Genomic DNA, 18,798 nt, shown 5'->3' with positions numbered 1-18,798 from the left:
CGAATAATCGTGAACGCAGGCTACCACCCTCAGGCATGCGCCGCCTCGCGCAAACGTTGCGGGTCGAGGATTTCGATCTCGCCATAGCCCAGGCGCACGATGCCCTGGCCTTGCAGGTCCTTGAGCAACGCATTGGTGGTCTGGCGCGACAGGCTCAGCATCGCGGCCAAGTCTTCCTGGGGCAGTTGCAGCACCTGCCGGGCCTGCTCGATGTCGCCATAGCCCTCGGCGATCATCAGCAGGCGGTGCGCCACCCGCACCGACGCCGGCATCAGGCTCAATTGCTCGATATTGATAAAGGTCAGGCGCAGTTTCTGGCTCATCAACAGGGCCATGTCGCGCCAGTAACGCGGAGTCTGTTCAAGAATGTGCAGCAACGCCGGCTGCGGTACCTGCAGCAACGTACACGGCCCGACGGCGCAGGCATCGTGGGTGCGGGGCAACCCGTCGAACAATGAGATTTCGCCGAACCAGTATGGCAACTCCGCCAGGCTCAACACTGCCTCCTTGCCCTGCTCGTTCACCGCGCTGATACGCAGGGAACCTTCCAGCACCGCATACAACCCACACGGCGGATCGCCGCGCTTGAACAGGTATTGCCCCGCCGTCAGCTGCCGCAACCGGGCGCTGGCGAGCAAGCTATTCTGTAGATCAGCAGGCAGATGGCTGTACCAGTGACCGGTGGCCAGCCGTGGGTGCCATTTCTCTACATCCATGCGAACTCCGAAGATTGTCGGCCAGTTGACAGTGTGTCGTGGGCCTACAGGGCATGATCAAACATCCTACAGGAGGAACAACAATGAAAAGCCTCGTCGACCATCTCAGTCAATACGCCGCCTACCACCGCGACCCGCGCAATATCGCCAGCCACTTTATCGGCATCCCGCTGATCGTGGTGGCCGTGGCCGTGCTGCTGTCACGCCCCGAATGGACGGTGGCCGGGCTGTGGCTGTCGCCCGCGGTGGTAGTGGCGCTGCTTTCGGCATGGTTCTACCTGCGCCTGGAACTGGCGCTCGGCGTGTTGATGACGGTGCTGATGGGCCTGTCGGTGTGGGCCGGGCATGTGCTGGCGGCACAAAGCACGCTGGTGTGGCTGAGCAGCGGCATCGGCATGTTCGTGGTGGGCTGGGTGATCCAGTTTGTGGGGCATTACTACGAGGGGCGCAAGCCGGCGTTTGTCGATGACGTGTCCGGGTTGATCGTGGGGCCGTTGTTCGTGGTGGCGGAGTTGGCGTTCCTGGTGGGGCTGCGGCATGACCTGAAGCGGCAGATTGAAGAGCGCTCGGGGCCCGTGGCCGTGCGGCACAAGAACGCCACGGCCTGAGCAACACTGGAGATCCAAATGTGGGAGCGGGCTTGCTCGCGAAAGCGGAGTGTCAGTCACCGGATGTACCGACTGAACCACCGCATTCGCGAGCAAGCCCGCTCCCACATGGGTTTTGCGGCGCTTTTAGGCTTTTTGCCAGACCTTGGGCTTGAAGAACAACGTCTCGCCCCGCGCCAAACCCGTCAGGCTGTCGTGGTCTTTCACCACTTCAGCCTCGATCAACTCGCTCTGGCCTTCGACCTTCAGGGTCACCCGGGTGGTCGCGCCAAGCGGGCGAATATCACGCACTTCAGCCGCGTGGTGGTCTTCCAGTTCATGGCGCGACAACGACACTTCATGCGGGCGGAACAGCACGTGCTTGTCTTCACCCAAATGCAGGCGGTTGGAGTCGCCGAGGAAGTGATAAACAAAATCACTGGCCGGGTTTTCGTAGACTTCGCCCGGTGAGCCAATCTGCTCGATCACGCCCTTGTTCATCACCACGATGCGGTCCGCCACTTCCATGGCTTCTTCCTGGTCGTGGGTCACGAACACCGAGGTCAGGTTGATGTCTTCGTGCAGGCGCGCCAGCCAGCGGCGCAGTTCTTTACGGACCTTGGCATCGAGGGCGCCGAAGGGTTCATCCAGCAGCAGCACTTTCGGCTCTACCGCCAGGGCGCGCGCCAGGGCGATACGCTGGCGCTGGCCGCCGGAGAGTTGTTCCGGGTAGCGATCCGACAGCCAATCGAGCTGCACCATGTTCAGCAGCTCGTGGACTTTCACTGCGATCTGGCTTTCGGTGGGGCGCTGGTTTTTCGGTTTCATCCGCAGGCCGAACGCGACGTTGTCGAACACGGTCATGTGGCGGAACAGCGCGTAGTGCTGGAACACAAAGCCGACGTTGCGATCACGCACGTCGTGGCCGGAGACGTCTTCACCATGGAACACGATGTTGCCGGCATCCGGGGTTTCGAGACCGGCGATGATCCGCAGCAGGGTGGTCTTGCCGCAGCCGGACGGGCCCAGCAACGCCACCAGCTCGCCACTCTGGATGTCCAGATTGATGCTGTTCAGGGCCTTGAAGGCGTTGAAATTCTTGCTGACATTACGGACTTCGATCGACATGACTTATTCCTCACCAGCACTTTTGCGCAGGCGGTTGATACGGTTCTCGCTCCACTGCTTGAGCAGCAGGATGAAGAGCGCCAGGATCAGCAACAGGCTCGCGACGGCAAACGCGGCGACGTGGTTGTATTCGTTGTAGAGGATCTCGACGTGCAGCGGCAAGGTGTTGGTCACGCCGCGAATGTGGCCGGACACCACCGACACCGCACCGAACTCACCCATGGCCCGCGCGGTACACAGCACCACGCCGTAGATCAGGCCCCACTTGATGTTCGGCACGGTGACATGCCAGAACATCTGCCAGCCGTTGGCGCCCAGCAGGCGCGCGGCCTCTTCTTCCTGGGTGCCCTGCTCCTGCATCAGCGGGATCAGCTCACGGGCCACGAACGGCACGGTGACAAAGATGGTCGCCAGCACGATGCCCGGCAAGGCGAACACGATCTGGATGTCATGGTCTTGCAGCCACGGGCCAAAGAAGCCCTGGGCGCCGAACATCAACACGTAGACCAGGCCGGCGATCACCGGCGATACCGAGAACGGCAGGTCGATCAGGGTCACCAGGATACTTTTGCCACGGAACGAGTACTTGCTCACGCACCAGGCGGCGCTGACGCCGAACACCACGTTGAGCGGTACCGAAATCACCACGGCGATCACCGTGAGTTTCAGCGCCGACAGCGCGTCCGGCTCAAGGATCGCGGTGAAGAACGCACCCAGGCCATTCTTCAGGCCCTGGGACACCACGATAAACAGCGGCAGCAACAAAAACAGGAAGAACACCAGCCAGCCAAGGCTGATCAGGATGCGTCGGGACACCGCACTGCCACGACGGGCAGCGTTGGCCGAGGACGCGGCGGAAATAGACGATTGGGACATGTTCCGCGCCTCCTTATGGGTGTTCGATGCGCCGCTGCAGCAAGTTGATCAGCAGCAGCAGGACAAAGGAAACCACCAGCATCAGCACACCGATGGACGTGGCGCCGTGGTAGTCGTATTGGTCGAGCTTGACCATGATCAGCAGCGGCAGGATCTCGGTTTTCATCGGCATGTTGCCGGCGATGAAGATCACCGAACCGTACTCACCGACACCTCGTGCAAACGCCAAGGCGAAGCCGGTCAACCAGGCAGGCAGCAGCGCCGGTACCAGGATGTAGCGGAACACTTGCAGGGGCTTGGCGCCGAGACAGGCGGCGGCTTCTTCGATTTCCCGGGGGATATCGGCCAACACCGGCTGCACGGTACGCACCACGAATGGCAGCGTGACGAAGGTCAGCGCGAGAGTGATGCCCAGGGGGGTATAGGCGATCTTGAAGCCCAGGTCGGCGGCGAACTGGCCTACCAGCCCGGTGGGCGTGTACAGCGCGGTGAGTGCAATACCGGCGACGGCGGTGGGCAGGGCGAACGGCAAGTCGATCATCGCATCGATGATCTTGCGCCCGGGGAAGGTGTAGCGCACCAGTACCCATGCCAGCAGGGTACCGATCACGCCGTTGATGATCGCGGCATACAACGCAGTGCCGAAGCTCAGTTTCAACGCCGCCAGCACACGCGGTGCGGAGATGATGTTCCAGAACTGATCCCAGGTGAGTTGAGCGGCATGTACAAACATCGCCGCAAGGGGGATGAGTACGATCAGGCTGAGGTACACCACGGTGTAGCCCAGCGTCAGCCCGAAGCCGGGTATGACGGGGGAGATACGACGCGACATAAGAGTCCTTGGTTAGCGGGTAGATACCACTGTAGGAGCGAGCTTCTGTGGGAGCTGGCTTGCCTGCGATGCCGGCACCTCGGTGTATCAGTTACACCGAGGTGATGCTATCGCGGGCAAGCCCGGCTCCCACAGAAAGCTGGCTCCTACAGTTTGATTTTGCTTACTGCGCCGAGTAGATCTGGTCGAACACGCCACCGTCATTGAAGAATTTCGGTTGGGCAGTTTTCCAGCCGCCGAAGTCTTTGTCGATAGTCACCAGGTCCAGTTTCGGGAACTGCTGGGCGTATTTGGCGGCGACTTTCTCATCGCGTGGGCGGTAGAAGTTCTTCGCCGCAATCTCCTGGCCAGCCGGGCTGTACAGGTGCTTGAGGTACTCGGTGGCGATCTCGGTATTGCCCTTTTTCTCAGCGTTCTTGTCGACCACGGCCACTGGCGGCTCGGCGAGGATCGACAGCGAAGGTACAACGATGTCGAACTTGTCGGCGCCGCCGTCTTCCTTCAGGGCCAGGAAGGCTTCGTTTTCCCAGGCCAGCAACACGTCACCCTGACCGTTGTTGACGAAGGTGATGGTCGAACCGCGCGCGCCGGTGTCGAGGATCGGCACGTGCTTGAACAGCTCTTTCACGTATTCCTGGGCCTTGGCTTCGCTGCCACCGGCTTTCAGGCCGTAGGCCCAGGCGGCTAGGAAGTTCCAGCGGGCGCCGCCGGAGGTTTTCGGGTTCGGGGTGATCACCGACACGTCTTTCTTGATCAGGTCGCCCCAATCCTTGATGCCTTTAGGGTTGCCCTTGCGTACCAGGAACACGATGGTCGAGGTGTACGGGGTGCTGGCGTCCGGCAGGCGGGTTTGCCAGTTTTCCGGCAGGGTCTTGCCCAGTTTTGCGATTTCGTCGATGTCGCCGGCCAGGGCCAGGGTCACGACGTCGGCGCGCAGGCCGTCGATTACCGCGCGGCCCTGCTTGCCCGAACCACCATGGGATTGCTGGATCTTGACGTTGTCACCCGGGTGCGACTGCTTCCAGAAGCTGGTGAATTCAGCGTTGTAGTCCTGGTAGAGCTCGCGGGTGGGGTCGTAAGACACGTTGAGCAGTTCGTAATCCTTGGCAACAGCGGAACCGGCAAACACGGCACTGGCCAGTGCTGCCAGGGCATAACGGCGAATCGACGACATAGAAGGCTCCTGAAATTCTTGGGTGTTGGCTTTTTTCTTATAGTTGCGGGTCTTGCAATCGAATCGCCGGTGTTGCTCAGCTCGGTTTGTTGCCCGGGTTCTGCAAACGGAATTTCTCTTTGCGTTCGATTTGTACTACCTGGGCGTTGTGCACAGTGATTTCCACCGCGCCAAACCGCAGATCGCGCAGGGCGCTCTGGATCTCGCGCAAAATGGCTGCTTCGTCCTGGCCGTCAACGCTACGTAGAGATGCGCTCATGGTCGTGCTCCTGAAATGAGAAGTGCCTCGCAGTGGCGGCACTGCTTGCGGCGTGAGGGCGATAGTAGATAAGCGCGGATATTCTTAAAAATACTATTTAAGAATGTTTATATAACCAGAAAGAATTTTCTGATGGGACGAGGGGTTGCGAGGGGTTTGGCGGGACGACCCGTGAAATAAAGCCGTGTGGAGATCCAAATGTGGGAGCGGGCTTGCTCGCGAAGGCGGTGGGTCAGTGACAGATTTGCTGACTGACCCACCGCCTTCGCGAGCAAGCCCGCTCCCACATTTTGGCCCTGTTTGAAATCAGGACAGGCGGTGGTTAACGAATGGTCGGCGCCCTCGCCCAATCCAGCTCACTGGCCGGCATCGGCCGACCAAACCAGTACCCCTGGCCCAGGTCACAGCGCTGTTCCAATAGAAACCGCGCCTGCTCAACCTGCTCGATGCCCTCGGCATGCACCTGCATGCCCATGCTCTGAGCCAACGCGATCACTACCCGCACAATCGCCGCATCGTCTTCATCCCATGGCAACCCGGCGACAAAACCCTGGTCGATCTTGAGCTTCTGCACCGGCAAGCGCTTGAGCCGCAGCAGCGATGAATAACCGGTGCCAAAGTCGTCGATAGCCAGGCGCAAGCCGAGCTCACGCAGGCGATGCATTTGCTCAAGGGCGACTTCCGGGTCCTCCATCACCGCGCTTTCGGTGACTTCCAGCTCTAAAAGCGCCGGATCCAGCCCCGTGTCGTGCAGCACCTTGGCCACTTGCTCATACAGCTCACGCCGGGCAAACAGGCGGCTGGACACATTCACCGCGAGAAACGTCAACGGTGCACCGTCTGCCAGCCACTGGCACATCTGGCGACAGGCCTGGTCCATGACCCAGGCGTCGATGTCGGCAATCAGTCCGGTGCGCTCGGCAATCGGGATGAATTCCCCCGGCGGCACCAGCCCGCGCTCCGGGTGCTGCCAGCGCACCAGGGCTTCGACGCCGATCATTCGGCTGTCTTGCAGGTCGTGCACTGGCTGGTAGTAAACCCGCAGCTCCTGCTGATCCAGCGCGCGGCGCAGTTCACCGGCCATTTCCACGCGGTGCTGGGCGTGGGCGGTAAGTTCTTCGGTGTACAAGGCATAGCCTTCGCGGCCGGCGCTCTTGGCCTTGAACAACGCGGAGTCGGCGTTGCGCAGCAGTTGCTCGGCGCTCAGCGCGTCGCTGGGGAACAGGCTGATCCCGATGCTCACGCTGATAAACAGTTGATGGCCGTCGAAGATGACCGGTTCTTTCATCGCGTCGAGAATACGTTGCGCCAGGGCGGCGGCCTGGCCCACCTGTGGACAACTTTCCGCCAGCACCGCGAACTCGTCGCCGCCCAGGCGCGCCAGGGTCACGCCGGGGCCGAACAGGCCTTGCAGGCGCTCGCCGACGGCCTTGAGCAACTGGTCGCCGACGTTATGGCCGAGGCTGTCGTTGATGATCTTGAAATGGTCGAGGTCGAGCAGCAGCAAGGCACAGCCACGTTTATGGATCTGCGCGGAGGCCAGGGCCTGTTCGGCACGATCGGTGAACAGCAGGCGGTTGGGCAGGTCGGTCAGCGGGTCGTGATGGGCCAGGTGCGCCAACTCGCTCTCGGAGTGCTTGATGGCGCTGATATCGGAGAACACCGCGACGTAGTGGCTGATATGGCCCTGCTCATCACGGATCACCCGGATGGTCTGCCACTGTGGGTAGATTTCGCCGCTTTTACGGCGGTTCCAGATTTCACCGCTCCATTCACCGTCACGTTCCAGCGTCTCGAACATCGCCTGGTAGAAACTGGCCGAGTGGCGCCCGGACTTGAACAGGCTCGGCTGGTGCCCCAGCACGTCTTCGCACTGGTAGCCGGTGATTTCGATAAAGGCCCGGTTGACGTGAACAATCAGCCCCAGAGCATCGGTGACCAGCACCCCTTCGCGGGTGCAATCGAACACGGCGGCGGCCTGGCGCAGGCGCTCGCGGTTTTCCTTCAGTGGCTGCTGGATCAGGTTGGCCCGGGCAAAGTGTGCGCAGAGCAGGTAGATCGCCAGGGCACTGAGGCTGACCCACAGGTAACCGCGTATCTGAAGCCAGCGGCCCAGCTCCACGGGTTCATCGATAAAGTTGATCAATACCTGATGGCTGAGCTGAATCCACACAATCGAAACCAGCAGGTACATCAGCCCGGCACGCAGGGCACCTCGGTATGAAAACAGCATATGTTCAGTAATCCTTACTAAAAAACCAGATTCGCCCTACAAAGGTTACGGATTATAGAATAAGAAACATCCAGTCACTCCTATCTGAAAGGGCGGCTGGTTTTATCTGTAGGCTTAGTGATAATGCGCAAGCTGGTTTTTTCTTTATCTGAGGGCCATACAGCCTATGTGGTACAACGGTTTTCTTGACTTGTCGGCCTGGCAACTGGTGGCAGTCACTCTGTTGATGACCCACGTGACCATTGTCGGGGTCACGGTCTATCTGCACCGCTATTCAGCCCACCGCTCCCTGGAGCTCAATGCTGGCCTGAAACACTTCTTCCGCTTCTGGCTGTGGCTCACCACGGCGCAGAACACCCGCGAGTGGACCGCTATCCACCGCAAACACCACGCCAAGTGCGAAACCGTCGACGATCCCCACAGCCCGGTGATCAAGGGCCTGTCCACCGTGCTGCGCAAAGGTGCCGAGCTGTATCGCGCCGAAGCCGAGAACCCCGAGACCCTGCGCATCTACGGCAAGAACTGCCCGGAAGACTGGATCGAGCGCAAGCTCTACACCCCGTACCCGCTGCTGGGCGTGGCGATCATGGGCGTGATCGACCTGCTGCTGTTCGGCACCATCGGCATCACCATCTGGGCCATCCAGATGATGTGGATCCCGTTCTGGGCTGCCGGCGTAATCAACGGCCTGGGTCATGCCATCGGCTACCGCAACTTCGAATGCCGCGACGCGGCGACCAACCTGATTCCCTGGGGCATCATCGTGGGTGGCGAAGAACTGCATAACAACCACCACACCTACCCCAACTCCGCCAAGCTGTCGGTGAAGAAGTGGGAGTTCGACCTGGGCTGGGCCTGGATCAAAGTGTTCAGCTTCCTGCGCCTGGCCAAGGTGCAACGGGTCGCGCCGATCGCTCACCGGGTCGAAGGCAAGGGCAGCCTGGACATGGATACCGCGATGGCGATCCTCAACAACCGCTTCCAGATCATGGCCCAGTACCGCAAGTTGGTGATTGGCCCGCTGGTCAAGCAGGAACTGGAAAAGGTCGATCACTCGGTGCGCCACCAATTCCATCGCGCCAAGCGCCTGTTGTCGCGGGAGACCAGCCTGCTGGATGACCGCCACCATGTGCGCATCCAGAGCATGCTGGAACACAGCCAGGCTTTGAAAGTGATCTACGAGAAGCGCCTGGCGCTGCAACAGATCTGGCTGAAAACCAGCACCAACGGCCACGACATGCTGGCGGCGATCAAGGAATGGGTGCACGAGGCCGAGGCGAGCGGGATTCAATCACTGCGGGACTTTGCCCATCAGCTGAAGACCTATTCGCTGCGGCCTGCCGCGGCCTGATACGGCTGTAGCGAGCCGATTTTTTGTGGCAAGGGAGCTTCTGTGGCGAGGGAGCTTGCTCCCGCTGGAGTGCGCAGCGCTCCCAAGATTTTGGGGCCGCTACGCAGCCCAGCGGGAGCAAGCTCCCTCGCCACAACAAGCTCCTTCCCCACAGCAGCTCCTTCCCGACAGCAGCCCCCTCCCCACCGCAACTCCTTCCCCACAGCAAGCCCCTCCCCCCAACAAACTCGCTCCTACATGTTTCTGGCGCCATTTCTTGGTCGCCTCTAATCGGCGCTGATAACGGAACTTCGCAGCAAATTCCCCCTCTCAATCAACACTTCGCCATCCCGGCGGCCCTTGTTGTGACCGCTGCCCAACCCCGCGGCCTGCCCAGAGAGAGTTGTGCCGATGGTCCACGAAAAGACCTTCACCGACACCCCCGTCCTCGAACAGCCACGACCGGCAGCCGCCGCTACGTTGCTGGCCCTGATGCATGCCCAGGGCGAAGTGGAACGGCTGAGTGAACGCGAGCAACTGCTGAGTTCGCTGTTGGTCAGTGTGAATGCCGTGCTCTGGGCAATCGAGTGGGACACTCGCCGCGTGCTGTACGTCAGCCCGGCCTATGAGCGGGTTTTCGGACGTACGGCGGGCATGTTGTTGACCGACTATCGGGAATGGCGCAACAGCATCCACCCCGAAGACCTCGACTACGCCGAGCACAGCCTGGCCCAGGTGCTGCACAGCGGCGCCGTGGAAGACCGCGAGTACCGCATCATCACCGCCGACGGGCAGATCCGCTGGCTCAGCGACAAGTGTTACATCAACCAGCAGGCCGAGCCCGGCCAGCCGGTGATCGTGGTAGGCATAGCCGAAGACATCACCGAAAAGAAGCAGTTGGAGCTCGAGCTGCACCGCCTGGCCACCACCGATGTGCTGACCCGCAGCAGCAATCGCCGGCATTTCTTCGAGTGCGCCCACCACGAGTTTGAACGCGCCTGCCTGCAAGGCACGCCCCTGGCGTTCCTGTTGCTGGACATCGATGACTTCAAGGTGGTGAACGACACCTACGGCCACCTGGAAGGCGATCAGGTGTTGCAGCGTATCGCCGAGAGCGGTCGGGGAGTTCTGCGCCGTGGCGACCTGTTCGGGCGCATTGGCGGCGAAGAGTTCGCCGCCATACTGCCCGGTTGTGCCCCGGAGATGGCAATGCAGGTGGCCGAACGCCTGGGGCACGAGATTGCGCAGCTGAGCTTCAGCCACGACGGTGAGAGCTTTGCGGTCACCGTCAGCCAGGGCCTGGCCAGCCTGACCGCCGAGGACGCCAACGTGGACAGCCTGTTTGCCCGCGCTGACGCGGCCATGTACGAGGCCAAGCGCCAGGGCAAAAACCGCGTGCTCCCCGGCTGACGCTACACGATGACCTGTGGGAGCCGGGCTTGCCCGCGATGCAGGCACCTCGGTGTGTCAGTTGTACCGGGATGATGCTATTGCAGGCAAGCCAGCTCCCACACTGGCCCGCATCGCCTGCTAGGTTTTGCGCATACGCGTCAACTCCGGCAAACCCACCTTGAGCAAGCGTGCCGTCTTGCCTTTCGCCAATGCCTCGACGCCTTCATGCTCGGTCAGCCGCGCCAGTTGCGCCGCCAGGTTCATCACCAGCGCTTCGCGGGAATACACCCCGCCCTCCAGCGAATAAATCGCCGCGATCAACTGGCGCAACTCCAGCGGCAGGCGCCAGCGTGTGCGCAGTGCCGAGCCATAGGCCGCACCGAAGGTGTAGAGGGACTCGCCAATCGCTTCATCATCCAGTTCGCCACCGCCCAGCAGCCAGTCTTGCAGGCACCGCAGCAAGGCCAGGTCGCCAAGGCGATGGAGGATCCCGGCGCTGTAGCAGCGCTCGTGATCCAGGTCGAGCATGCGCGCCAGGCTGCGGGCGTAGTCAGCGGTGCGCTGGGACAGCTGCCAATGACGCTCGGCGTAATCCACAAGGCTCGGGTCGCTCAGTACCACGTTGTGCTTGAGGGCGAGCCCCAGGATCAGGTTCATGCTCTGCCCCGCCGCCAGCTTGTGCAGGGCCATGCCCAGGGTCTGTACCGGCGAACCGTGATGGCCGGCGCTGTTGGCGGCGGCGATCAACACGGCAGTAATCTGCGGGTCCATGCGCACCTGCTCTTCCAGGCGCTTGAGGTCCAGGCCCTCCGGCTCCAGGCTATGTTGCACCGCAGCCTGCACGTCGACCCGCAGCGGCGCGCCGTCTGAGGCTTCCCGGCGGCGCTCCAGAAACACCGGCAAGGTCATGCCCGGCGCCAGGGCCGGGACTTCGCAATACACCGTCTCACCTTCGTTCAGCAGCAAGTCCTGCAGGCGCTGGGTCAGGCTTTCCATGTTCAGGGGTTTGGTCAGGTACGCGGTCGGTGCCAGCGGCAAGGCTTCGCGCACACTGGCGCTGTCGTTGCGGGTACTCAGCAGGATAAACGGCAACAGCGGCGTACGCCGTTGCAGGCGCACACTGCGCAGCAGGCTCAGGCCATCGACGCCGGGCAGCTCCCAATCGGCAATGATCAGGTCATAGGGTTTGTCACGCAGCAACTCGGTGGCCCGCTGGCCATCGGCACACACATCCAGCCGTGCGTCACAGCGCACATTCAGCAACACCTGCTTGAGCAGATCTCGGGACCAAGGGTCGGCCTCGGCAATCAACACACGGGGTACAGCCGGTAAATCAACAGCAGTCATCCAGCACGCTCCATCGGCAATACCAGCACCTTAGACAAAGGAGCCGCCTGCGTACAATGAACAACGGCTGAATACCGTTCATCGGGCACAAAAAAACCCGCCTAAGCGGGTTTTTTGTCGATCAGGTCAACTTTTGATCACAGCTCGGAGAAGCACTCTTCGATGATCGCCAGGCCTTTGTCCAACTGCTCGTCCGGCGAAGTCAGCGGAACCAGCACGCGCAACACGTTGCCGTAGGTGCCGCAGGACAGCAGGATCAAGCCCTTGTCACGCGCCTTGGCCACCACGGAAGCGACAGCAGCGGCGTTCGGCTTGTGGCTGTCGCCATTTTCGAACAGCTCGACCGCAATCATCGCGCCCAGGGCACGCACTTCGCCGATCACCGGGTACTTGGCCTGGATCGCTTTCAGACCGGTCACCAGGCGCTCGCCCACAGCCTTGCAGCGGTCCAGCAGGTGCTCTTCTTCGAACACTTCCATCACGGCCAGGGCCGCGGCGCAAGCGATCGGGCTGCCAGCGTAGGTGCCGCCCAGGCCGCCCGGAGCAATGGCGTCCATGTATTCAGCCTTGCCGCACACACCGGCCAGCGGGAAGCCGCCTGCGATGGATTTGGCGAAGGTGGTCAGGTCGGCGGCAACGCCCATCTGTTCCATGGCGAAGAAAGTACCGGTACGGCCGGCACCGGTTTGCACTTCGTCGGCGATCAGCAGGATGCCGTGCTTGTCGCACAGTTCGCGCAGGCGCTTCATGAAGGATTTAGGCGCGACGTAGAAACCGCCTTCGCCCTGCACCGGCTCGATGATGATGGCAGCGATATCACGCGGCTCGGCATCGTTCTTGAAGATGCGTTCGATGCTGGCGATGGAGTCGTCATCGCTCACACCGTGCAGTTCGTTCGGGAACAGCGCGCGGAACACGCCGCCTGGCATCAGGCCCATGCCGGCCGAGTACGGCACGACTTTGCCGGTGAGGCCCAGGGTCATCATGGTGCGACCGTGGTAGGCGCCGGTGAACGCGATCACGCCGGCACGGCCAGTGGCGGCGCGGGCGATCTTCACGGCGTTCTCTACCGCTTCGGAACCGGTGGTGACCAGCAGGGTTTTCTTGGCGAAATCACCCGGCACCTTGGCGTTAACTTTTTCGCACAGCTCAACGTACGGCTCGTAGGCCAGTACCTGGAAGCAGGTGTGAGTCAGCTTGTTCAGCTGTTCGGTCACGGCGGCGATGATTTTCGGGTGCACGTGGCCGGTGTTCAGCACGGCGATACCGCCGGCGAAGTCGATGAACTCGCGACCTTCAACGTCGGTCACGGTGGCGTTCTTCGCCGACTCGGCGAAGATCGGGTGAATCTGGCCAACACCGCGTGGTACAGCGGCTTCGCGGCGTTTCATCAGGGATGCGTTGGTCTTGCTCATAAAGTCCTCATTCGCCACTCATCGGGTGGCGTGGTCCAAGGAATACGTGGCGGGGAGGCAACTACGGCAGCATGCGATGATCGACTGCCACAGCTTTCCCGGCCACTACGAATATCGGGTGAAACACGCAAAGGGACAGCGCTCTCGTGCCCTTTGCGTTTGCAACAATGCCTTGCCGGGCTTAGATGCCCAGGCAGAGGTATTTGATTTCCAGGTAGTCCTCGATCCCGTACTTGGAGCCTTCACGGCCCAGGCCCGAAGCCTTGATGCCGCCGAACGGCGCCACTTCGTTGGAGATCAACCCGGTGTTGACGCCGACCATGCCGTATTCCAGGGCTTCAGCCACACGGAACACACGGCCCAGGTCGCGGGCATAGAAGTAGGAAGCCAGGCCGAACTCGGTGTCGTTGGACATCGCGATCACTTCGGCTTCGTCTTTGAAGCGGAACAGCGGCGCCAGTGGGCCGAAGGTTTCTTCCTTGGCCACGGCAGCATCTTTCGGCACGTTGACCAGGATGGTCGGCTCGAAGAAGTTGCCTTCCATCACCTTGCCGCCAGCCAACAGGGTCGCGCCTTTGCTCAGGGCATCAGCGATGTGCTCCTGCACCTTGGCCACCGCCTTCTCGTCGATCAGCGGGCCGGTGGTGGTGCCCTCTTCCAGACCGTTGCCGATCTTCAGCTTGGCCACTGCCACTTTCAGTTTCTCGGCGAACGCGTCGTACACCGAATCCTGGATGTACAGGCGGTTGGCGCAGACGCAGGTCTGGCCGTTGTTGCGGTACTTGGAAATGATCGCGCCTTCGACGGCCTTATCCAGGTCTGCGTCGTCGAACACGATAAACGGCGCGTTACCGCCCAGTTCCAGGGAAACCTTCTTGATGTCCTTGGCGCATTCGGCCATCAGCTGGCGACCGATTTCGGTGGAGCCGGTGAAGGACAACTTACGCACGATCGGGTTGCTGGTCAGCTCGCTGCCGATATCGCCGGCGCTGCCGGAGACCACGCTGAACACGCCTTTCGGAATGCCGGCACGCTGGGCCAGCTCGGCCAGGGCGAACGCGGAGAACGGGGTTTGCGATGCAGGCTTGAGCACCATGGTGCAACCGGCAGCCAGGGCCGGGCCGGCTTTACGGGTGATCATCGCGGCCGGGAAGTTCCACGGCGTGATGGCAGCGGTAACGCCGATTGGTTGCTTGATCACGATCAGGCGCTTGTCCGGCTGGTGGCCGGGAATCACATCACCGTAGACGCGCTTGGCTTCTTCGGCGAACCACTCGATGAACGAGGCGGCATAGACGATTTCGCCCTTGGCTTCGGCCAGCGGCTTGCCTTGTTCCAGGGTCATCAGGCGAGCCAGGTCATCCTGGTTCTCGATGATCAGCTCGAACCAGCGGCGCAGCTTGTTGGCGCGGTCCTTGGCGGTAAGTGCACGCCAGGCCGGCAGGGCCTTGTCAGCTGCTTCAATGGCGCGACGGGTTTCGGCGGCGCCCATTTTTGGCACGGTACCGAGGATTTCGCCGGTAGCGGGGTTGTTGACCTTGATCGTTTGACCGTTGTCCGCATCGACCCAAGCGCCATCAATAAAGGCTTGCTGGCGGAACAACTGGGTGTCTTTGAGCTGCATGTCGGCTTTCCTTAACAGCACCGCGCACGCGCGGAGCGAATTAGAGTTGTTGAAAGGCGCCTTGAGGGCTGCCGTCAGGGAAATCATTCACTGGGCGCAAGCACGTAAATAGCGCACGAAAGGACAAATGTGCGGTTCAGCACCCAGGCAGGAGCGTTTGAAATCTCAAACGAATCCTAGGATCAATGGGGGTGCAGGGCAATAGTCTGTTCGAAAAAAAGAACGAAAACGGCGCATTTGCTCGATTTTTCTGATCAGCGTGTTTCGGGCGAGTTCCGCCCTATTGCGCCGAGACGCCCGGCACAGGGCGTCAGCGGCGCGTATTCCTACCGGTGGCCGGGCGAAAAGCGGCATGGACGCCCAAGGTCGACATGGGTATGATGTCGCCCGCACAAGCATCCGTAGCTCAGCTGGATAGAGTACTGCCCTCCGAAGGCAGGGGTCGTGGGTTCGAATCCCGCCGGGTGCACCAAAATGATGTTTCTGGTTGTCTCCTGATGACTACGAAACGCCCCGCAAAGCCCGCCCTGTGCGGGCTTTGTTGTTTCTGCTTGTCTATAGTCATCTCCCCTCATACTTCAGCTGTGTGTATCCCTCGGTGTATCCTTGGCCATATCTAGAACCGAGGGGATACACGAGCGTGAAACGGTCAGAAATCAAACGCAGGCCGCTCAGTGACACCGCGCTAGCAAGCATCGAACCCGAGACCAGGGAATATCGCGAGCTCGACGGCAGCGGCCTCTATCTGCGCGTTAACCGGATGGCCAGAAATCCTGGCAACTTCGATACTAAAACCAAGCGGGCAAGTGGAGCTGGCTTGGCTTAGGCGGCTACCCGGAGGTCAGTGGTGCGCTGGCCAGGAAAAAGGCCGCCGAGTACCGCAAGGAAATAGCCAACGGCGGCGACCCTATCGCTGCACGCAAAGCCCGCAAGGCGGCTGAACTCGAAGCGGCAACAAACACGTTCGAGATCCTGGCTCGCGAGTGGATCGAAATTCGCAGCCCTGGCTGGGAAGCCAGCACCGCAAAACGCGCAGTCGGCGCTCTACAGCTCCACGTCTTCCCCGTTTTCGGCAAAAGACCGTATGCAGAGATAACGCCCAAGCAATGGATGGACTTTCTACAAACACTTGAGCGAAAGGGAATCCTTGAACAAATGAGCCGCGTTCGCCGCTCCTGCAAGGAAATCTAAGATCTGGCGAGAGTGACAGGCAGAGCCATTCACAATCCGCTGGAAGGCCTTAGTCGTTTCCTGCAATCCAAGCCAGCCGAGAACTACGCCCACGTCACGGCGAAAGAGCTTCCTGAACTGCTCCGCGCCATCCGCACATATCCTCACGCTTTAGATCTGCGCCTTGGCCTGCACCTATTGACGCTGACCGGCGTGCGGCCAAGCGAGCTACGTGAGGCGCCTTGGTCGGAGTTTGACCTTGAAAACGCACTTTGGAGCATTCCGGCTGCCCGCATGAAAAATCGCCGCGACCATCTAGTACCTCTGTCAAAGCAGGCGGTTACCTGTCTATACGCGAGCGCTTTGAAGGCTTGAGAGCGCGAGAAGAAAAACACCGCAAAACAGCCGGCGCGGCCGAACAGCAAGCGATGCTAGATGGAGCTACCTGGCGGAAGCTTTTCCGGGAAAGCGATGGCGTGCTGACCAAAGATATTCGCAACTTCAAGCGCCAGGAACTGGACAGCCGCGAATTGGCATTGGAGTACGCTTGCCTGGCCGGCGAACTGCAACCGGCAATGGAGTTGTGCCAGATAGATACCTATGAAGCCCGTGAGCGCTATCTGAGTAGTCGCGAGACGGCGTTTGCGCTCTATGGCGATCATTGCCTCACCACCTCTGCGACCGCTCTTTTCGCACTGCCCGAAGCAGAAGCGTTTCTTAAAGCATTACAGCGTAAAAAGCTCATCATCCAACGGGATATAGAGAAGGATGCGTTCTATCAAGAGGCGACGTTTAGCGACGAAAAAAAGGCCGTCAGCAGCGAGGAAGCACGACGCCTAGGAGAAGCCTTGTTCGGTTTTATTGATCGAGCAAGTGCTGCGTTATCCGTCGATGACAATGCCGTGTGGCAGGCGCTTTCTATCGTTCCGCGTGACGATTTCACCACCGGCGAGAAAGAGTTGAAGAGCCCGATCTATCGAGCGCGCCGCCGTTCGGAGTTGAATGCAATGATTGAGCAACACACTCAAACGCAAACGTCCTGAATTCGATCCACACACAGCATGCAAGCCGCCTTAGGGCGGCTTTTTCGTTTTCGATGAGATTCCCCACTAGCGCAATGGAAGTGCTGGCCATGGCGCCAGTTGAGCTCCTGAGAGCCAATTTCTGGATGGTCCCACTGGTCGAGCTCCCGGCGCTGGATGGCGAGCCTCCACCCCGGCGCGCGCTGTTGTCCCCCCACCACACCTGCGGTCTAAACAGACCGAAAACTCTGCAGGCCTGCATTGGCGTACAGCTCAGCCTGGCCAGGGGCGAACGCCTGTCCACTGGCTCCTGAAAAACCTGCAAATCCCTGCACCGGCAACGCTGCAGCGGCAGATTGGCACCTCTAGTTAGTCGCACTCACGCAAAGTCAAAAAAAATTTTATAAAGAAGGGCTCTGCGAGTCTTGAGGCTGCCTCAGAGTGCTTAACAGGGCACTCACATTGGCAAGCTTTACAGAAATTCAAAATCAATTGGCACAAACCTGCCAAGACCTTGACATATTCAGCATTTTGATTAACATCACTGCCAAACGATTTTCAGCTGTATGTAAAGGAAATATCCAAAATGCAGGTTAGCTCAGAAGACATCATCGCGTTAATAGAAGCATCTCTCGAAGCTAACTATTCAAATGTCCGAACTGCTAGCAACAAGATTGCCAAGTGCATAAGCAACTATGATTTAGAATCAGCGCAAAAGATAAAGTCGATATTAAGAAAGAGAGGGGTACCTCTTCAAAGTTCAGGCTATATGGAGAGCCTCCCTGTAGACATGAAGTCCCGGGCGCCGCTATTAGAAGAGGCTCAATGGCCGGTTAGTCCGTTATTTTTAAATAGCGAAGCAAAAAATGTTTTTCAAACCTTTATAGCAGACGTAGTAAATATCGAAGAACTTATATCCCACGGTTTAGCAGGCCGATTAAACCTTTTGCTGTCTGGTCCACCAGGGACAGGAAAAACGCTTGTTGCAGGACATATTGCAGCTCAGCTCAACCGCCCGTTATATATCGTTAGACTTGACTCTGTAATATCCTCATTGCTCGGAGATACTGCAAAAAACCTTCGACAAATCTTCGATTTCGCTCCAAAGAAAAATGCCATATTGTTTTTGGACGAGGTTGATGCGGTTGCGAAACTTAGGGATGATCGACATGAACTCGGTGAACTCAAGCGAGTAGTTAATACGCTAATCCAAGGTTTAGACTCACTTGACGACCATGCAGTAGTTATTGCTGCTACAAACCATTCAGGCCTTCTAGATCCGGCGATCTGGAGAAGATTCCCCTACAAAATAAACTTTCAAACTCCAGACTATGACTTACGACAAAATCTCTGGAGCCACTTTTTATTCTTGGACAGCGGGGATGAAAGTATAACAGCGCTATTGGCAAAGTTATCTGAGGGACTAAGTGGTGCAGACATTGAAAGCATCTCGATCGCAACACGAAGAAAATGCGTGCTAACGAAAATGGATATCAATATCGGTTCGGTAGTAAGCGCTGTAATTGCGAGCTCACTTGGGAACACGGCAACCCCTACTAATGGCGAGCTTTCTACAGTCGAAAAAAAGAGTATAACGAACCTGCTGCATCGAACACACGGTGTCACTCAGGTGGATTTGGCAAGAATACTCAACACCAGCAGACAAACTATATCAAGTTATTTAAAGGATTAA

The 18,798-nt window shown here is 59.5% G+C and carries 15 protein-coding genes, 1 tRNA gene and 1 pseudogene; 7 read left to right on the top strand and 10 right to left on the bottom strand.

Features of this window, described 5'->3' with window-relative positions:
• Nucleotides 1–29: 29 nt before the first annotated feature.
• Nucleotides 30–716 carry a Crp/Fnr family transcriptional regulator gene (locus tag V6607_RS01070; RefSeq protein ID WP_003218134.1) on the bottom strand — a complete coding sequence of 229 codons (687 nt, stop codon included), beginning with the start codon at nucleotides 714–716 and terminating at the stop codon, nucleotides 30–32.
• 83 nt (nucleotides 717–799) lie between these two features.
• On the opposite strand from V6607_RS01070, the gene V6607_RS01065 reads away from it, so the two are divergent.
• On the top strand, nucleotides 800–1,324 hold the full coding sequence (locus V6607_RS01065) for an Mpo1-like protein (RefSeq protein ID WP_003218136.1): 525 nt from the start codon (nucleotides 800–802) through the stop codon (nucleotides 1,322–1,324).
• A gap of 126 nt (nucleotides 1,325–1,450) precedes the next feature.
• Here the strand turns inward: V6607_RS01065 and V6607_RS01060 are convergent, their stop codons facing one another.
• The 6 genes from V6607_RS01060 to dibA all read right to left on the bottom strand — a co-directional run bounded on the left by V6607_RS01060 (nucleotide 1,451) and on the right by dibA (nucleotide 7,805).
• Nucleotides 1,451–2,431, bottom strand: a complete 981-nt coding sequence (locus V6607_RS01060) for a sulfate ABC transporter ATP-binding protein (RefSeq protein ID WP_003218138.1) — start codon at nucleotides 2,429–2,431, stop codon at nucleotides 1,451–1,453.
• Nucleotides 2,432–2,434: 3 nt separating this feature from the next.
• Complete coding sequence (cysW, locus tag V6607_RS01055; RefSeq protein ID WP_003218139.1) at nucleotides 2,435–3,307, bottom strand: sulfate ABC transporter permease subunit CysW; 873 nt, start codon at nucleotides 3,305–3,307, stop codon at nucleotides 2,435–2,437.
• Nucleotides 3,308–3,320: 13 nt separating this feature from the next.
• Nucleotides 3,321–4,139, bottom strand: a complete 819-nt coding sequence (gene cysT / locus V6607_RS01050) for a sulfate ABC transporter permease subunit CysT (protein WP_003218141.1) — start codon at nucleotides 4,137–4,139, stop codon at nucleotides 3,321–3,323.
• Between the two features lie 163 nt (nucleotides 4,140–4,302).
• The gene (locus tag V6607_RS01045) at nucleotides 4,303–5,313 is read right to left on the bottom strand and encodes a sulfate ABC transporter substrate-binding protein (RefSeq protein WP_003218143.1); all 1,011 of its coding nucleotides are present in this window, start codon (nucleotides 5,311–5,313) and stop codon (nucleotides 4,303–4,305) included.
• Between the two features lie 76 nt (nucleotides 5,314–5,389).
• Nucleotides 5,390–5,572 (bottom strand): sulfur starvation response protein OscA, encoded by a 183-nt coding sequence (gene oscA / locus V6607_RS01040; protein ID WP_003170956.1) that lies wholly within the window; start codon nucleotides 5,570–5,572, stop codon nucleotides 5,390–5,392.
• A 322-nt stretch (nucleotides 5,573–5,894) separates the two neighbouring features.
• Entirely contained in the window at nucleotides 5,895–7,805 is a 1,911-nt protein-coding gene (dibA, locus tag V6607_RS01035) for a phosphodiesterase DibA (protein ID WP_008433689.1), read from the bottom strand.
• Nucleotides 7,806–7,971: 166 nt separating this feature from the next.
• Here dibA and desA point away from each other — a divergent pair, with 166 nt between their 5' ends.
• Both desA and V6607_RS01025 read left to right on the top strand, forming a co-directional pair.
• A complete protein-coding gene (desA, locus tag V6607_RS01030; protein ID WP_087693634.1) occupies nucleotides 7,972–9,156 on the top strand; it encodes a delta-9 fatty acid desaturase DesA in 1,185 nt (394 codons plus the stop codon).
• Nucleotides 9,157–9,546: 390 nt separating this feature from the next.
• Entirely contained in the window at nucleotides 9,547–10,545 is a 999-nt protein-coding gene (locus V6607_RS01025; protein ID WP_102367869.1) for a sensor domain-containing diguanylate cyclase, read from the top strand.
• Between the two features lie 120 nt (nucleotides 10,546–10,665).
• On the opposite strand, the gene V6607_RS01020 is transcribed toward V6607_RS01025, so the two are convergent.
• The 3 genes from V6607_RS01020 to gabD all read right to left on the bottom strand — a co-directional run bounded on the left by V6607_RS01020 (nucleotide 10,666) and on the right by gabD (nucleotide 14,913).
• A complete protein-coding gene (locus tag V6607_RS01020; RefSeq protein WP_003218151.1) occupies nucleotides 10,666–11,874 on the bottom strand; it encodes an HDOD domain-containing protein in 1,209 nt (402 codons plus the stop codon).
• A 137-nt stretch (nucleotides 11,875–12,011) separates the two neighbouring features.
• Nucleotides 12,012–13,289 (bottom strand): 4-aminobutyrate--2-oxoglutarate transaminase, encoded by a 1,278-nt coding sequence (gene gabT, locus V6607_RS01015; protein ID WP_087693631.1) that lies wholly within the window; start codon nucleotides 13,287–13,289, stop codon nucleotides 12,012–12,014.
• Between the two features lie 181 nt (nucleotides 13,290–13,470).
• Complete coding sequence (gene gabD / locus V6607_RS01010) at nucleotides 13,471–14,913, bottom strand: NADP-dependent succinate-semialdehyde dehydrogenase (protein WP_003218155.1); 1,443 nt, start codon at nucleotides 14,911–14,913, stop codon at nucleotides 13,471–13,473.
• A gap of 395 nt (nucleotides 14,914–15,308) precedes the next feature.
• Between gabD and V6607_RS01005 the strand changes: the two genes are divergently transcribed.
• From V6607_RS01005 to V6607_RS00990, 4 genes and pseudogenes are all read left to right on the top strand, one after another.
• Nucleotides 15,309–15,385: transfer RNA gene (locus V6607_RS01005), tRNA-Arg, on the top strand.
• Between the two features lie 168 nt (nucleotides 15,386–15,553).
• A pseudogene (locus V6607_RS01000) lies at nucleotides 15,554–16,425 on the top strand (integrase arm-type DNA-binding domain-containing protein); the annotation flags it as partial.
• Nucleotides 16,356–17,126 carry a hypothetical protein gene (locus V6607_RS00995; RefSeq protein WP_166742127.1) on the top strand — a complete coding sequence of 257 codons (771 nt, stop codon included), beginning with the start codon at nucleotides 16,356–16,358 and terminating at the stop codon, nucleotides 17,124–17,126. The pseudogene V6607_RS01000 and the gene V6607_RS00995, both read left to right, overlap by 70 nt.
• A gap of 565 nt (nucleotides 17,127–17,691) precedes the next feature.
• Complete coding sequence (locus V6607_RS00990; protein WP_134325529.1) at nucleotides 17,692–18,798, top strand: ATP-binding protein; 1,107 nt, start codon at nucleotides 17,692–17,694, stop codon at nucleotides 18,796–18,798.

Origin of the sequence: Pseudomonas sp. KK18 (assembly GCF_037094675.1) — a bacterium.
GTDB lineage: Bacteria > Pseudomonadota > Gammaproteobacteria > Pseudomonadales > Pseudomonadaceae > Aquipseudomonas.
The sequence above is the reverse complement of the archived record's forward strand: the minus strand, read 5'-3'. Positions and strand labels throughout refer to the sequence as shown.

What these genes read in the sequence shown, in the direction of transcription:
- V6607_RS01070 (WP_003218134.1), bottom strand. Translation starts at nt 716, where the DNA reads ATGGATGTAGAGAAATGGCACCCACGGCTGGCCACCGGTCACTGGTAC.
- V6607_RS01065 (WP_003218136.1), top strand. Translation starts at nt 800, where the DNA reads ATGAAAAGCCTCGTCGACCATCTCAGTCAATACGCCGCCTACCACCGC.
- V6607_RS01060 (WP_003218138.1), bottom strand. Translation starts at nt 2,431, where the DNA reads ATGTCGATCGAAGTCCGTAATGTCAGCAAGAATTTCAACGCCTTCAAG.
- cysW (WP_003218139.1), bottom strand. Translation starts at nt 3,307, where the DNA reads ATGTCCCAATCGTCTATTTCCGCCGCGTCCTCGGCCAACGCTGCCCGT.
- cysT (WP_003218141.1), bottom strand. Translation starts at nt 4,139, where the DNA reads ATGTCGCGTCGTATCTCCCCCGTCATACCCGGCTTCGGGCTGACGCTG.
- V6607_RS01045 (WP_003218143.1), bottom strand. Translation starts at nt 5,313, where the DNA reads ATGTCGTCGATTCGCCGTTATGCCCTGGCAGCACTGGCCAGTGCCGTG.
- oscA (WP_003170956.1), bottom strand. Translation starts at nt 5,572, where the DNA reads ATGAGCGCATCTCTACGTAGCGTTGACGGCCAGGACGAAGCAGCCATT.
- dibA (WP_008433689.1), bottom strand. Translation starts at nt 7,805, where the DNA reads ATGCTGTTTTCATACCGAGGTGCCCTGCGTGCCGGGCTGATGTACCTG.
- desA (WP_087693634.1), top strand. Translation starts at nt 7,972, where the DNA reads ATGTGGTACAACGGTTTTCTTGACTTGTCGGCCTGGCAACTGGTGGCA.
- V6607_RS01025 (WP_102367869.1), top strand. Translation starts at nt 9,547, where the DNA reads ATGGTCCACGAAAAGACCTTCACCGACACCCCCGTCCTCGAACAGCCA.
- V6607_RS01020 (WP_003218151.1), bottom strand. Translation starts at nt 11,874, where the DNA reads ATGACTGCTGTTGATTTACCGGCTGTACCCCGTGTGTTGATTGCCGAG.
- gabT (WP_087693631.1), bottom strand. Translation starts at nt 13,289, where the DNA reads ATGAGCAAGACCAACGCATCCCTGATGAAACGCCGCGAAGCCGCTGTA.
- gabD (WP_003218155.1), bottom strand. Translation starts at nt 14,913, where the DNA reads ATGCAGCTCAAAGACACCCAGTTGTTCCGCCAGCAAGCCTTTATTGAT.
- V6607_RS00990 (WP_134325529.1), top strand. Translation starts at nt 17,692, where the DNA reads ATGCAGGTTAGCTCAGAAGACATCATCGCGTTAATAGAAGCATCTCTC.